Here is a 14,732-nt window from a genome sequence, read left to right on the forward strand (position 1 = left end):
TTAGCTTACTAGCTCGACAATACGATCACTCGCCCAACTTTCAAATTTCCAATTTTTTATAAATGCACAATGTCCGCCTTTGGCTTGTAATTCGATGCTTAACCACCTTGATTGATGTAAGCTATTAAGGTGCTTAGCGGGGATCATCGGATCATCTTCAGAGGTAATAATCGTAGTGGGTATAGCCAGTTGACTTAAACCATTATCAATGACTGAGTAAGCTTCAAAATAGTCATCTCGGCTAGAGAAATCGGTAAAACCAGCAACAAAAAATAAGTTCATGTCGTCGAGTGTTTTTAGTTTTTTTAATGCCCTGCCATACCCTAACTGCGGGTGATGACGCAATTTTTTGATTAACGAACGTTTCCACTTAGCGACAAAATATTGTTCATATAATGGAAAGCCAGAACTTAATTCAGCCATTGTGGTAGGTGGATGTAATACCGGACAAATGGCGATAGCTTGATGTAAGTTAATGTTCGCTGTTTTTGCGATGTTAGCCACGCGTAAACAAAAATTTCCACCGAGCGAATAGCCGCATAACAGATTATGTTTGCCACCAAACTCTACACACAAGTATTTAACTGCTTCGGCAACTTCTTCTAAACGAGCGGAATTAAAGAGTTCAGCGTTTAAATGGTGGGTATCACCATGATCACGGAAGTTAAGCCGAAACACATCATAGCCAACATCAAGTAATTTTTGCCCACTGGATAATACATACAACGAATCAGCGCACCCTTCCCAACCATGGAGAATAATAGCAAGTCCTTTGGCGGATGGCGTAGCCGAGTTATGTCGGGTTAGAAAACCTTCTAACTTCACCCCTTGCGGTGTAGTGATAATATGCTGCTTAGCGAGGCGAAGTAATTGGTTAGCGCGTCGTTTTTCCAAAAACTGTCGAGGGCCTGAGCTAGACAACATTGATTGAAGATGGTTATTACTCAACCCTAATGCCGGTTTAAATTTAGTCATGCTTTTTATTTTCAACACCATTACCAAAAATGAAGCATTATATTACACCAAAATTAGCCATAGATAATTCTGTTCTTTTTAGAGTGATACCCAATGCCCACAGAGATGGGTATATTAATATAAATACAATCAGTTATAATTAAATTCATGTACATTGCAGGTTGTAATGTGGGTTTATCTAAGAAAAGGATATTTCATGCGTAAATTATTCGTTGGTCTTGGCTTATTACTTGTCAGCACCTTCAGTCAGGCAGCTAAATTAGATTGGCAAGCCGTTGAAGAAAAAGCCAAAGGACAAACTGTCTATTTTTATGCATGGGGTGGAAGTCCAGAAATAAACAACTATTTACGCTGGGCAGATAAACGGTTAAGCACAGAATACGGCGTGCGTCTAAAACACGTTAAAGTCGGTGATATAGCCGAAGCAATTACCCGTTTAGCCGCAGAGAAAACCGCACAAAAGAACAGTAACGGCAGTGTTGATATGGTCTGGGTCAACGGTGAAAACTTCAAATCAATGAAGCGCTATAACCTGATCACCGATTCATTCGCGACGCAATTACCAAACTGGCAATATGTTGATAAAACGTTACCCGTTGATAGCGACTTTTCTGAACCAACCTTAGGGCTAGAAGCACCTTGGGGTGTCGGTCAACTGGTGTTTATTTACGATACTCAAACCTTAACCAAACCACCAGCAAGCTTTAACGAACTGCTTGCTTACGCGATTAAACATCCGAATAAACTGAGCTACCCGAAACCACCTTCGTTTCATGGTACCAGTTTCCTAAAAGCCGCATTATTAGAATTAACCAACGATAATACGCCCTTATATAAGGCGGTAGACACCACGACGTTTGCAGCTATATCAGCACCGTTATGGGATTATCTCGACAAGTTTCATGCTGTAGCATGGCGTCAGGGTAAACAGTTCCCAGCCAGTGCTGCGGAAACAATTCAGTTGTTAGACGATGGTGAACTCGATATTGCGATATCATTTAACCCTAACGAAGCGACGACATCACAACAAAGTGGTAAGCTTAGCGAAACAACCGTTGCGTATGCGATGAAAGCAGGTGCGTTATCAAACATTCATTTCCTATCAATACCTTGGAATGCAGCCGCAAAAGAAGGCGCATTAGTGGCGATTAACTTTCTGTTAAGCCCAGAAGCACAGTCGCGTAAAGGCGATTTAGCGATTTGGGGTGATCCGACTGTATTAGCACCGCAACACATCACTGGCTCAGCCAAAAATACCAAGCTATTTAAATCGATTCCTGAACCACATCCAAGCTGGCAAACCGCGCTTGAAGCGGAATGGCAAAAACGCTACGGACACTAATTGAACGCTAAACTCTGCAAGTCAGTAGCCTCATTCACGTTTAACCTGATCGTGTTACTGACTGTTCTTATCAGCTTTTTACCGCTAGTACCTGGGCTGATGGGATTACTGCTCGCTGCGTTTGGTTATATACCAGCAATCGATCAATACACCTTGTCGATTACCGGCTTTAAGCAATTATTTGCTTGGCCAGGACTATCGCAATCAGTTGTACTGACGTTATTTATCAGTATGGTGAGTACCTTAGTTGCCGTCTTATTTAGCTTTGCCATTTTACAATCATGCTGGCATAGCCGCTGGTGGAAACAACTCGAAACCTTATTAGCGCCGATCATGGCCCTCCCTCATGTTGCTTTCGCGGTTGGTTTTGCATTTTTATTTACCCCCAGTGGCTTTATCGCACGCATTCAGGGTGACCAAATTAACTGGCAACTGGTGCATGACCAATATGGACTTGGCCTTATTGCAGCGTTGACACTCAAAGAGATCCCATTTTTACTGTTTATGAGTATACCGCTGCTCAAACAATTAAATATCAATACCACGCTTATCACCGCACGCAGCCTAGGTTATAACAATGCACAGGCGTGGCAAAAAATAATCCTGCCACTATGGTTGCCAAAGATCCGTTTCTCGTTATTTGCGGTGATGGCCTATAGCATTTCTGTCGTTGACGTTGCTCTCATCATAGGTCCAACTCGACCTCCGACGCTGGCAGTGCTAGTTTGGCAATGGTTGAATGATGCAGACCTTGCGACACTACCAAAAGCATCGGCTGGCGCCTTACTCTTATTACTCATGTGTTTAGCCATCTTACTCAGCATACGCTTTACTGAATGGTTAATAACGATAAAATGTCGAACTTGGCTGTCAAGTGGCCGCTACTCGCTGCCAATTGGCGGTAAAAGTATTATTATCATTACTTATTTGATAACCCTTGCGACCTTACCTATTCTACTGATGTGGTCCTTTGCTCAACGCTGGCGATTTCCTGATATTGTGCCGTCGCACTGGTCACTGCGATTTTGGCAACAAGAATGGGGGTATTTATTAAATATAATGGCTAATAGCATCATGATCGCCTTAGTTAGCGCCACGATCGCATTATTTTTTGCGATCATAATTCATGAACACAGCATTAAAGCGACCGCTAATAAACGCTTTTTAAAGGTACCTCGCTTGCTCATCGCGATCCCTATGCTGGCACCACAATTATCGCTATTGTTTGGTATCCAAGTTGCCACGTTATACATCGCCCATCAGTATTATTATTTATGGGTAACTTGGGCGCACATTTTCTTTGTTTTTCCCTACATATTTCTTGCGCTTGATGGCCCTTGGCGCAGTTATGATCAACGCTTAGATAAAGTTGCCTTGAGCTTAGGGTTGTCCCCCTTCAATGTATGGTGGCAGATAAAACGACCATTATTATTACCAGCGATCTGGATAGCCTGGGCTGTTGGTATCAGTGTTAGTCTGGCGCAGTATTTACCCACCTTAATGCTTGGCGCCGGGCGAATATCGACATTAACAACTGAAGCAGTTGCGCTATCGAGTGGTCAAGATCGCCGTATCAGTGCTATTTATGCGTTATTGCAGTCTTTAACACCGTTTTTATTTTATATCATTGCCATTGTAGCCAGCCGTAAAAGTGGTTCGCTAGAGCAACAACGCTCCGCATCAACCAGTAGGATATCGACACCTAATGTCTCTGTCAGTCAACAATCTAACCATCCTTGATAACAATCACCAGCCCTTGTTCGCACCTGTTTCCTTTACGATTGAACCAGGTGAAGTATTAACCTTAATGGGACCCAGTGGCTGTGGTAAGTCGAGCTTGTTAAGTGTAATTGCCGGACATACGTCCGCCGATTTCAGCTATCAGGGTGAGTGTTATTATCAACAACAATTATTAAATGACGTGCCTGCAGAAAAGCGCAATATCGGTATTTTATTTCAGGATGATTTATTGTTTCCTCACCTTAACATATGGGAAAATCTCGCTATCGCCCTACCCAATCACGTTAAAAAAACACAGCGAAAACAACAGGCATTAGCAACACTTACCGAGATCAACTTAGTCGAACTGGCGGACAAGTCGCCAATGCAAATATCCGGGGGTCAACGAGCACGGATTAGTATGATGCGACTATTATTAGCAGAGCCTGCGGTTGTGTTACTCGATGAACCTTTTAATAAACTAGATAAATCATTGCGCAGTGAATTTAGACATTGGGTGTTTACCCAAACCACCAGCAGACAACTTCCTGTGTTAATGGTGACGCACGACGCTGACGATGTCCCTAGCAACAGTAAATGCCTACACTGGCCATGGAATAAGGAAGCTCAAGATGCTTGATCGTTATACAATAAAAATGATCCGCGGGCCTATCAATGCCACCGCGAAACTAGTACATAAGACGGGAATAAAAGCCGATCAGGTTACCCTCGTTGGCTTTATGTTTGGGTTGATGTGTTTTCCAGCATTGGTACTACAAGAATATAACATCGCGTTGGGTTTCATACTTTTAAACCGAATTCTTGACGCGGTAGATGGCGCAGTGGCGAGGATCCAAGGGATAACCGACAGTGGTGGTTTTTTAGATATCACCTTGGATTTTTTGTTTTATTCACTGGTGCCGTTTGGCTTTGTGGTCGCAAACCCGGAGGCGAATGCTGTCGCAGGCGCATTTTTGATTTTCTCATTTATAGGTACTGGTTCAAGCTTTCTAGCCTTTGCCATCATGGCAAGTAAACGAAATATTGAGAACCCTGTTTACCAACATAAATCACTGTATTACATGGGCGGATTGACAGAAGGGACTGAGACCGTACTTTGTTTTATTCTACTGTGTTTGTTCCCTGCGTACTTTGCCACCATTGCATACACTTACGCGGCATTATGTTGGATCACGACAACAACAAGAATTTGGGCCGGTTATCAAACGTTAAAGTAACAAAGCCCAAATATGCCTCTTGAGAGCTGTATCCGCGCGCACATCAAGTTTAAGGAACACAACTCAATATCGAAATAAGCCGATATACGGCAATTAACACTCGCATTAATAGACACGGATCAAAGGTCATTCTAAATACTTTGATACACTTGCTTGCAAACGGCACAACGTAAGCATGTTGCTATGTTGAATAGCGTCCAGATCAGTTGAAAGAGTAAACTAGAAAATGAAATTCCCAGTATCTATGTTAGCCGCTTTACTTGTTGTTGCCACGAATGCGACAGCTGATTCTATCAAGGGAAATCCCACGTTAGGAAAGATAAAAGCACCAAGCTGCCAGTTCTGTCATGGCATTGATGGTATCGGAGTGAATGCTGATTATCCAAACTTGAACCACCAGCATGCAGAGTCTCTATTTGACGCCATGAAAGCTTACCAAGACGGCGAACGTAAAGGCAGCTTAGCTGAAATAATGAAACAGCGATTATCTAAGTTTAATAATCAAGATCTAGCCGATATCGCGGCTTATTATGCAGGTATGAATTAATGCGCCTTGAGTGCTGCACAAGCAGTTAATTAGCATAATGTAAACTTGCTATGCTAATAAGTAAGGGGTGATAAACGCACTAACATCGCGCTGGCAAACCCCTACTTCGACATCAATTCCAGCATTCGTCAATACAGATAGGCCTTTACCACTGTTACGCGGATCAGGATCAACTGTGGCGACAACCACACGTTTTATATTACGGCCAACAAGTGTATGTGCACAGGATGGTGTACGACCGACAAACGAACAAGGCTCTAAAGTAACATAAGCCGTAACCCCTTCCAGCGAATTTTCATATTGAGCGATAGCTTGTGCTTCGGCATGATGTTGACCAGGTGCTTGCGTATAGCCTTCACTTACGATGATGTTATCTTTGACCAATACACAACCAACAGGCGGATTAGGACGACAATTTGGTAGGGCTAATTTAGACAGTTCTAGTGCTCGAAGCATAAATTTTTCATCATTCAATAAATCCACAACTTATCCTTATAACGTAACTTTCGGTCAGACGACTCTGCTTAACGTCATATTATTACAATGCAATATTAACAGCGGCAGTGCGTAAACACTGATTAAGCTTTGATGGTAATCGTTTTACCTACAAAGATCGAATCGTGTACAAAATTACCGCAGTTTATATTAACAACAATATCGCCCAGTCCACCTTTAGCCCGTCATTTCGACTTAGCTTCAATTGTCTATTTTGATTTTTCAAGTAGGTAATCAAGACCACTGGTAATAGCGATAACTTGTGCTTGAATGCAGTTTTCATCATCAACTAATGGACTATCTGGATATACTTCTGTTGTGGTGCCATAAATACAATCACTAAAGCCAGAGCATAAACCTAACGCCTTAGTTGCATAATTAATGACGCCAAACTGTGCCAGTTTTTCACCAATAATACGACCGCTATCATCTGCGGGTGCAATGTGGGTAACTTTACTCACGGCATTAATAATATGCGTTTGGAATTCAGTATTAGGATTAAGCGTATCACCTACTAAATAAAATCCGTCGGGGATATTCCAATGATCATGCACAACCGCATCACGGGCTGCTAATGCAGGTCTAAATTCGCTATTATCGGTATCCGTCGTTTCGTGTAAATCGATATGTGCTGTGATCGTTACATTCAGATCCGCAATACATTGCATTAATGCGGCAGATTCTTCAGCTGGACTGTTTTCAACAAAAGAACGGTTTGGATCAACCGCGTTTGGGTTCCAGCGATTAATCGTTTCATAACCCCAAGGGCTCACACAAGGTGCGACAATAATATTAAACTGCGCACTATAATTCAGCGCTTGGGTTTCGATGAAGCGAATAGCACCTTGAACCCCACTGGTCTCATATCCGTGCACGCCGCCAGTCACCAAAATAGTCCGTTTCGTATTATCCCAATCTCGTGTTTTAACCACAAATAACGGAAAACGAGCAGGATCATAAGACAAGGCTCCATATTGCTCGATATTAAAATCCTGCTGTAGAGCCTCTAACTTTGCCAGCACTTCCTGCTGATAAGGTCGAACCACAGTTTGTTTCGCTAACCATGCCACTTTATCTTCCGCTGTCCATTTTTGACCTGCTGTACCAATCTCATATGCTTGTGCGTGATCCATCTTGTAACTTTCCTTAAAGATAATAATGCTATATTTTTGCGTTATTATAATGCTATATTTTTGCGTTATTATAATGCTATATTTTTGCGTTATTATAATGCGCTAACAAGACATGGATTAACAAGAGAAAGTTTTACGAAGAGTAAATTGAATGAAATGATCACCTTGTTCAACAATACAAGGCAACCACTTATTTTATGACCAATAAAACAATTCTAACATTGTTATTGTGCCTGAATGTTGAGGATCACACCCGACGTTGAACCATAACCGCGAACATCAATCTTCCAATGTCCAGCCTTTGGATTATCAATCACACAGGTTTCAATATTACCCGGTGTGTTGGAGATGCAATCCGATTTAGAGAATAATGATTTATCCTCATGTTTTACATAAAGATCGGCATTACCCGTTCCACCAGCCAATGTCACAATAAGACGCGTGTACCCTTCACCTAATTTTTGTTTAAAAGTAGCGGGCCTGAAAAAACTTGTCGATATATTTTCTTCTGTTCTATCAATGGCGCTGACCGGTGGTTTCGTGACACTACATTTGCTGCCATCGCTCACATCGGCAACAACGCCGACCGCGGTTAACGAAGCTTGTACATCATCGACGTTATAATCCAAGTCACAAGCCGCATCCATCACCCCGTTACCGGCATCATTCCAATTACTATTTGACGTCCAGTAATGTTGATTGGCCGCGGCGTATAATACAAATGCTTTTTGGGTATCCCAGCCAGCAGTTGTCGCGAGATTATAAAACGCTTTGTTATATACGCCAGAGCTATGATGGACATCCATATTAAAACGATAATCAGCTTGGTTATCTATCGAGCTACCATCCACCGGCGGATGACTCATCGAACGTAACGCTCCATTGGTTTTTAGTATTTGCCCACCGACCAGCCAATCATTACTGCCGTGCATATAAAACTTTGCCGCTTCACCGGCCATGTCAGAAAACGATTCATTCAAACCACCGGATTTACCTGAATAAACAAGCCCCGAATGTTGTTCGGTAAAACCATGGCTCACCTCATGTGCCGATACATCTAAACTAACCAAAGGATAAAAGATATCAGCACCATCACCGAAAGTCATCGATTCACCATTCCAAAACGCATTCTCATAATTTTTGTCGTAATGAACACGCATGACTAATTGCGATGTTAGCGGTGAGACATTAAGCCAGTCTTTGTACATATCAAAAATAATACCACCAAAATAATGCGCATCATTGAGTGGTGAATAAGCACCATTAATTGATTTAACTGTATTTTCAGGACAGGTAAAGCTAAACGCATCTGACCCTTCAGTGCCGTGATTTAAGTTAACAGTTTTAACCTGTGCATTGTTCATCACACAGATATCACCAGCTTGGGATACATTCAGCGCGCTGAAATCAGTGCCATAACGATACGCCCCTGTTTTTTCATTACCACCAGGGCCTGTTGCATCTGCGGTCTGCAAATTATCATAACTAAGCAGCACTGCACCAGAATGTGCATCGATAATGTAGTAAGGACGTGACGGTTTATCTGCCTGTTGAAAGAAGCTCACTTCATATACTAACTTGGCAACACCATCATCCCCCTGCCAAACAGCTAATCGAGACGTTTCATTTTCCGTTACGACCGACCTATTCGCAGCCAACGGAGATGCAGGCATACTTAATCGCTTGGTTTGTAGTAGTGCATTTACTGTCGTTATTGATGGCGTGATATCAACAATATCATCCGCAATATTATTTAATATCGCGCCGTGTGCGCGTTTAAATAACCCCTTGCTAGTACGCGCTATAATAGCTTGTTCGCCAATAACAGGCAGTCCAAAGTAGGTTTGTTGGTAACGGGTAATGCTATCACCCTTGCTGTTTCGATATGTTTTGATCACACTTAAGCCATCGTTCAATGACAAACCTAAGAGTTGTGCTGGTGCACTCATTAATATCCCCGGTTCGGCTAACGCAGCGCTTGCCAATTGCTGAATATTATCACGTAGATTCACTCTTTCAGCCGCTATCGCGTTTGCAGAGCCAAGCAGACTAACTGCGACGGCAGAAAGTATAAATTTTTTATTCATCATCATATTAAATCCATTTAATTATGCATGTAGAATAATGAGTACAACATGATTAATAGCTGGCTACGTACTAAAGTGAGCACTACAAAAGTACCAAAACTTTAATACCTTGATCAGGTATCAATTATTTTCGACTAAATCTAATACCAATCACAATAAATTAATGCCCACCAGTAAACTGATGGGCATTACATTATTGACTCTTTGATTATGCGATATTAAACACTTTCAACGCTAACTAATCATCATCAGGTACGTTCAATACTGTACTCCATAAATCCCCCCCCGCGGCATCACCCAGACCTTCAAAGGCGGTACTGCGGCTAAAGACTTTGACGCTATAATCAATACCGTTCGTTTCAATAATCGCGAGATAATTATGTGCCGTTTGGGCTAGACTATCGCCATCGATATAATCAATAACAACCTTCACAACATCGTCTTCATGCATTGTCCAAGTCATTGGCACGATAATATCATCAGCACCCTCATTATACGTGAATACGCCACTACCATTTTCATTAAATTGATATGTATCAACGTCATCGGCTTGGCTTACCGCATCACTGGTGGTCAATGTCATACCGCTGCTAATAAAACCAGTACTGAATGCAGTAAATAATTTACCTGCCTGACAAGATGTTACCGCTTGTTTAAACTCATCGTAACTTCGATAAGCTAACGGCAGATCAGTCTCATAATTCCGACCTGAGTCAAGATCTTCACACGCGAGGATATCAACAGACAGATCAACATCTGTAAAATTCCAAGTGTATATGGATTGACTGCTATTCGCATATACGCCAAATTTCAAATTGCCCTCTGTATCATCGATAAGCCGCATGAGATAATCAAGTGTCAGCCCATCTCCATAATATAATGCTAAGTTACCATCGTCATTGATTTCCCATATACGATTATACTGCACGCCATTTTGGTAAAAAGGGGCGGTATTATCGAGATTAAAGGTATACATTCTCGTTTGATCGGAATCTAGGATGCGTATAATCGAATTACCTGCTAAATCCATTTCGGGTATAAGATCACAGCTTGCTAACTGTGCATTGAAGTCATCAATAGATGCACCTGTCGGCGTATAATTAACGACACAATCATCATATTCACCGACCGTCGGATCGAGAGGATCGGCATCTATACTATCTTCAACACCATCATCATCATCATCTGGATCTGCATTATTACCAATACCATCACCATCAGTGTCTAACCACTCACTGGCATCATCATCGAGTGCATCAAGTGCATCAGGCACACCATCACCATCCGAATCGGTATCGTAATCATCTTCGCTATCGAACACGGCGGCTTGTGTATCAAAATCTTCTTCCGCAGTGGTTCCAACTACAGCTTTAATCATGCCGCTGGCTGCTGCGACTTGTTTATTAAAGGTTGAAGTATCAGAATTATCGGCAATAACGACTATAAATTCATTTTCATCATCAGGGAGTATTTGAGAATTTGCAATGTTCTCTGCCACAAATGTCGCGCTTCCGGTGCCGCTTGCAATGTAATCACTTAAAACATCGGTTTCTTGAATACCAAAATCATAGGCAACCTTATCTATCGCTGCTTGTTTTATTGCAGCCAATACTGCGACAGATTCAGTGCCATCGGTGTTTTGTTCAATATAAATATCAACCAATGTCGACAGCGGAGTAATGTCTGTCTCTCCAGGTGGCGCAGACATTATATAATCGCTTGCGACAGCGCCGTTATCTTCATCGATGGTTTGGCCAAAAATGACTTTTGCATAAATCGAATATTGCTCAGGACTTACAATATTCGTGACATCTAATTTAGCAATACCACTATCCCCAGAGAACACCAATGGTTCATTACTATCAAGCTGCTTATCACCATCAATATCAAGCCAAACTTGGGCATTTTTCAAATAACCATCAATAACTTTGACAGTATAAAAAACGGATGTAACCGGGTCCTGAATTTCATCACCTCCACTACCGCAACCAACCAACGCGATAGAGCTGGATAGGCCAAGGGCTACGACTAATAATTTTTTCTTCATGTTTTTATCCTTAACACTTCCATAACAAGAGTCAAATACAAACAAGAAAATGGTAAATACGCACAACAAATTAGAGGAACATACCATCAACACATCTTTACTATACTAGACACGGATATAGCGCATCGCACAAGATATTGGCAGCGTCAAACACTAAAATATAGCATTTAATGTTAACTAATGGTTAAGTTTAAAGTTAATGCAATGTAAACGCCATTGAATTTGTTATATTTAACAACACCCAAATTGCAGGTTCTAAAATACAGCATGACGTGTTAAATCAGCTGAAAAAAACTTAAAAAAAAACCGCTATCAAAGCGGGTTTCATTGTCATTTTAATTTAAACATGATTACAGTAGTTCGACTGACTGCTGTGCAATGACAAATTCTTCGTTGGTCGGAATTACCATAGCAACCGGTGTACCAGCTTCAGTAATTAGTCCAGCATTACCAAATCGAGCCGCTGCATTGGCTTTTTCATCTTCTTTATAACCAAATATCTTCAAATAAGCCAATACTTCGCTACGAATTGGCAGCGCATTTTCACCAATACCACCAGTGAAGATAATACCGTCAAGCGATTCAAGTGAGACCATGTATGACGCAATGTATTTAGCAACACGATAAGTAAATACTTGGAATGCTAATGTCGCGCCTTGGTGGCCCTGTTCCATTGCATCGATAATACCACGACAGTCACTGGTTAAACCTGATACGCCCATAAAGCCTGAATTAGTATTAAGCTCTTTATAAACTTCATCTTGTGACCAACCTTTGTTCAGTAAGAACTCGATAATGCCTGGGTCTAAATCACCACAACGTGTACCCATCATCAAGCCAGCTAACGGGGTAAAGCCCATGCTTGTATCAACACTTTGACCATCACGAATAGCACAGACAGACGCACCATTACCTAAGTGAACAGAAATAAAGCTGCTTTCTTCAACCGGCTTATTAATCATTTTAGCGGCTTCGCGGCTAACAAAATAATGGCTGGTGCCGTGGAAACCATAACGACGAATACCATAGTCTTTGTAAAGCTTATTAGAGATCGTACTAGTAAATGCTTTGGCTGGCATAGTCTGGTGGAATGCCGTATCAAATACTGCGAATTGTGGTAATGATGGGAAGGCATGCATTGCAGCTTCAATACCTTTTGCACCTGCAGGATTATGCAACGGCGCAAGATCTGAAAGGTCACGAATTTCGCTTAATACCGACTCATCAATTCTAATTGTATTGGTAAATTTCTCACCACCGTGCACAATACGATGACCAACAGCCACAATCTGTGACGTTAAGCCTAAGCTTTCGATTAGTGCGACGATACGGTTAATCGCCAGCTCGTGATGATTACCTTCACCTGTGATAGCTTCTTCAGACTTCTGTCCTTCATACTTCCAGCTAACAACTGCTTCAGGAAGGCCAAAACACTCTCCTAATCCATTAAGAACAGCATCACCAGTATTTGAATCGATCAGTGCGAATTTTAACGATGAACTACCAGAGTTGATCACAAGTACAAATGAGTTAGACATGTAGGTGTTGTTCCTGTTTATAATTACTATTGTGATTGATATCACTTATTGGGTAATACTCATTATTCAATAATTCAATAATCTTTCAACAAAATTCATCCACAATCAGATAACTGCTCACCATTTCGTTGATCTAAAACAACCGTAACCTCTATTCATTAACAAATTAATAAGATTTAATCTTGTTAAATAGCAAATACGCACGATTAATTAACGTCCATAAAAAAAGACTCAAACAATGTTTGAGTCTTTTACAATCACGGTGACGAATTTTAACGATAATAGAACTAGAGTAGTTCTACTGACTGCTGAGCAATAACAAATTCTTCGTTGGTTGGGATAACCATTACAACAGGCGTACCAGCTTCAGTAATTAGTCCAGCATTACCAAATCGAGCCGCTGCATTGGCTTTTTCATCTTCTTTATAACCAAAGATCTTCAAGTAAGCTAATACTTCACGACGAATTGGCAGCGCATTTTCACCAATACCACCGGTGAAGATAATACCGTCAAGTGATTCAAGCGATACCATATATGATGCAATGTATTTCGCAACACGGTAAGTAAATACTTGGAATGCTAATGTCGCACCTTTATGGCCCTGTTCCATCGCGTCGATAATACCGCGGCAGTCACTGGTTAAACCAGAAACACCCATAAAGCCTGAGTTAGTATTCAGCTCTTTATAAACTTCATCTTGTGACCAGCCTTTTTTCAATAAAAATTCGATAATGCCAGGGTCTAAATCACCACAACGTGTACCCATCATCAAGCCAGCTAACGGGGTAAAGCCCATGCTTGTATCAACACTTTTACCATCACGAATTGCACATACAGATGCACCGTTACCAAGATGAACAGAGATAAAGCTGCTTTCTTCGATAGGCTTATTAATCATTTTAGCGGCTTCACGGCTAACGTAATAATGGCTTGTGCCGTGGAAACCATAACGACGAATACCATAATCTGTATAAAGTTTGTTTGAAATCGCACCGGTAAATGCTTTGGCAGGCATAGTCTGATGGAATGCCGTATCAAATACAGCAAATTGTGGTAATGATGGGAAAGCTTGCATTGCAGCTTCAATGCCTTTTGCACCAGCAGGGTTATGTAACGGTGCAAGATCTGACAGGTTACGAATTTCGTTTAACACTGATTCATCAATTTTTACTGTGCTGGTGAATTTCTCTCCACCATGAACAATACGATGGCCAACAGCAACAAGCTGTGACGTTAGCCCTAGCGTTTCGATGAGTGCAACAATGCGCTTAATCGCCAGCTCGTGATGATTACCCTCACCAGTGATAGCTTCTTCGGACTTCTGTCCTTCATATTTCCAGCTAATTACCGCTTCAGGAAGGCCAAAACACTCTCCTAATCCACTAAGAACAGCATCACCGGTGTTTGAATCGATAACCGCGAATTTTAAAGATGAGCTACCAGAGTTGATCACTAGTACAAATGAGTTAGACATGTGAATATGATTCCTGTTTCAGACTATTGTTGTGACTTGGGTCACTTATAATGTACCTTCTATTATTCAATATTTATTGAATAATTCAACTTAATTTTACATCAAGTTGATTAACAGCCACATTTCGTTGATCTAA

Annotated in this window: 12 protein-coding genes; 5 read left to right on the forward strand and 7 right to left on the reverse strand. The window is 41.4% G+C overall.

All coding sequences use genetic code 11. The annotated features are described in order from the left end of the window. Complete coding sequence (locus tag HRT96_RS00700) at positions 1-975, reverse strand: alpha/beta fold hydrolase (RefSeq protein ID WP_293150784.1); 975 nt, start codon at positions 973-975, stop codon at positions 1-3. 196 nt (positions 976-1,171) lie between these two features. Between HRT96_RS00700 and HRT96_RS00705 the strand changes: the two genes are divergently transcribed. The 5 genes from HRT96_RS00705 to HRT96_RS00725 all read left to right on the forward strand — a co-directional run bounded on the left by HRT96_RS00705 (position 1,172) and on the right by HRT96_RS00725 (position 5,821). Further along, positions 1,172-2,317: an ABC transporter substrate-binding protein gene (locus HRT96_RS00705; protein WP_293150785.1), complete on the forward strand. Its 1,146-nt coding sequence runs from the start codon at positions 1,172-1,174 to the stop codon at positions 2,315-2,317. Further along, a complete protein-coding gene (locus HRT96_RS00710; RefSeq protein ID WP_293150786.1) occupies positions 2,318-4,057 on the forward strand; it encodes a thiamine ABC transporter permease in 1,740 nt (579 codons plus the stop codon). Beyond that, positions 4,023-4,676, forward strand: a complete 654-nt coding sequence (locus HRT96_RS00715; protein WP_293150787.1) for an ATP-binding cassette domain-containing protein — start codon at positions 4,023-4,025, stop codon at positions 4,674-4,676. The genes HRT96_RS00710 and HRT96_RS00715 overlap by 35 nt, the downstream gene beginning before the upstream one ends. Continuing rightward, positions 4,669-5,274, forward strand: coding sequence for a CDP-alcohol phosphatidyltransferase family protein (locus tag HRT96_RS00720; protein WP_293150788.1), 606 nt, complete (start codon positions 4,669-4,671; stop codon positions 5,272-5,274). Before HRT96_RS00715 ends, HRT96_RS00720 begins: the two co-directional genes overlap by 8 nt. Before the next feature lie 226 nt (positions 5,275-5,500). Beyond that, complete coding sequence (locus tag HRT96_RS00725) at positions 5,501-5,821, forward strand: cytochrome c (protein WP_293150789.1); 321 nt, start codon at positions 5,501-5,503, stop codon at positions 5,819-5,821. A 48-nt stretch (positions 5,822-5,869) separates the two neighbouring features. Here HRT96_RS00725 and HRT96_RS00730 read toward each other — a convergent pair whose 3' ends face one another. The 6 genes from HRT96_RS00730 to HRT96_RS00755 form a co-directional block, all read right to left on the reverse strand. Next, on the reverse strand, positions 5,870-6,304 hold the full coding sequence (locus HRT96_RS00730) for a bifunctional diaminohydroxyphosphoribosylaminopyrimidine deaminase/5-amino-6-(5-phosphoribosylamino)uracil reductase RibD (protein WP_293150790.1): 435 nt from the start codon (positions 6,302-6,304) through the stop codon (positions 5,870-5,872). 221 nt (positions 6,305-6,525) lie between these two features. Continuing rightward, complete coding sequence (locus HRT96_RS00735) at positions 6,526-7,449, reverse strand: M14 family metallocarboxypeptidase (RefSeq protein ID WP_293150791.1); 924 nt, start codon at positions 7,447-7,449, stop codon at positions 6,526-6,528. Positions 7,450-7,673: 224 nt separating this feature from the next. Beyond that, complete coding sequence (locus HRT96_RS00740) at positions 7,674-9,542, reverse strand: M4 family metallopeptidase (protein ID WP_293150792.1); 1,869 nt, start codon at positions 9,540-9,542, stop codon at positions 7,674-7,676. A 232-nt stretch (positions 9,543-9,774) separates the two neighbouring features. After that, positions 9,775-11,583, reverse strand: coding sequence for a hypothetical protein (locus HRT96_RS00745; RefSeq protein ID WP_293150794.1), 1,809 nt, complete (start codon positions 11,581-11,583; stop codon positions 9,775-9,777). A gap of 350 nt (positions 11,584-11,933) precedes the next feature. Further along, complete coding sequence (locus HRT96_RS00750) at positions 11,934-13,121, reverse strand: acetate/propionate family kinase (RefSeq protein WP_293150796.1); 1,188 nt, start codon at positions 13,119-13,121, stop codon at positions 11,934-11,936. Positions 13,122-13,408: 287 nt separating this feature from the next. Beyond that, entirely contained in the window at positions 13,409-14,596 is a 1,188-nt protein-coding gene (locus HRT96_RS00755; protein WP_293150798.1) for an acetate/propionate family kinase, read from the reverse strand. Positions 14,597-14,732: the final 136 nt, after the last annotated feature.

The sequence above is a fragment of the Moritella sp. genome (assembly GCF_013215705.1).
Taxonomy (GTDB): domain Bacteria; phylum Pseudomonadota; class Gammaproteobacteria; order Enterobacterales; family Moritellaceae; genus Moritella.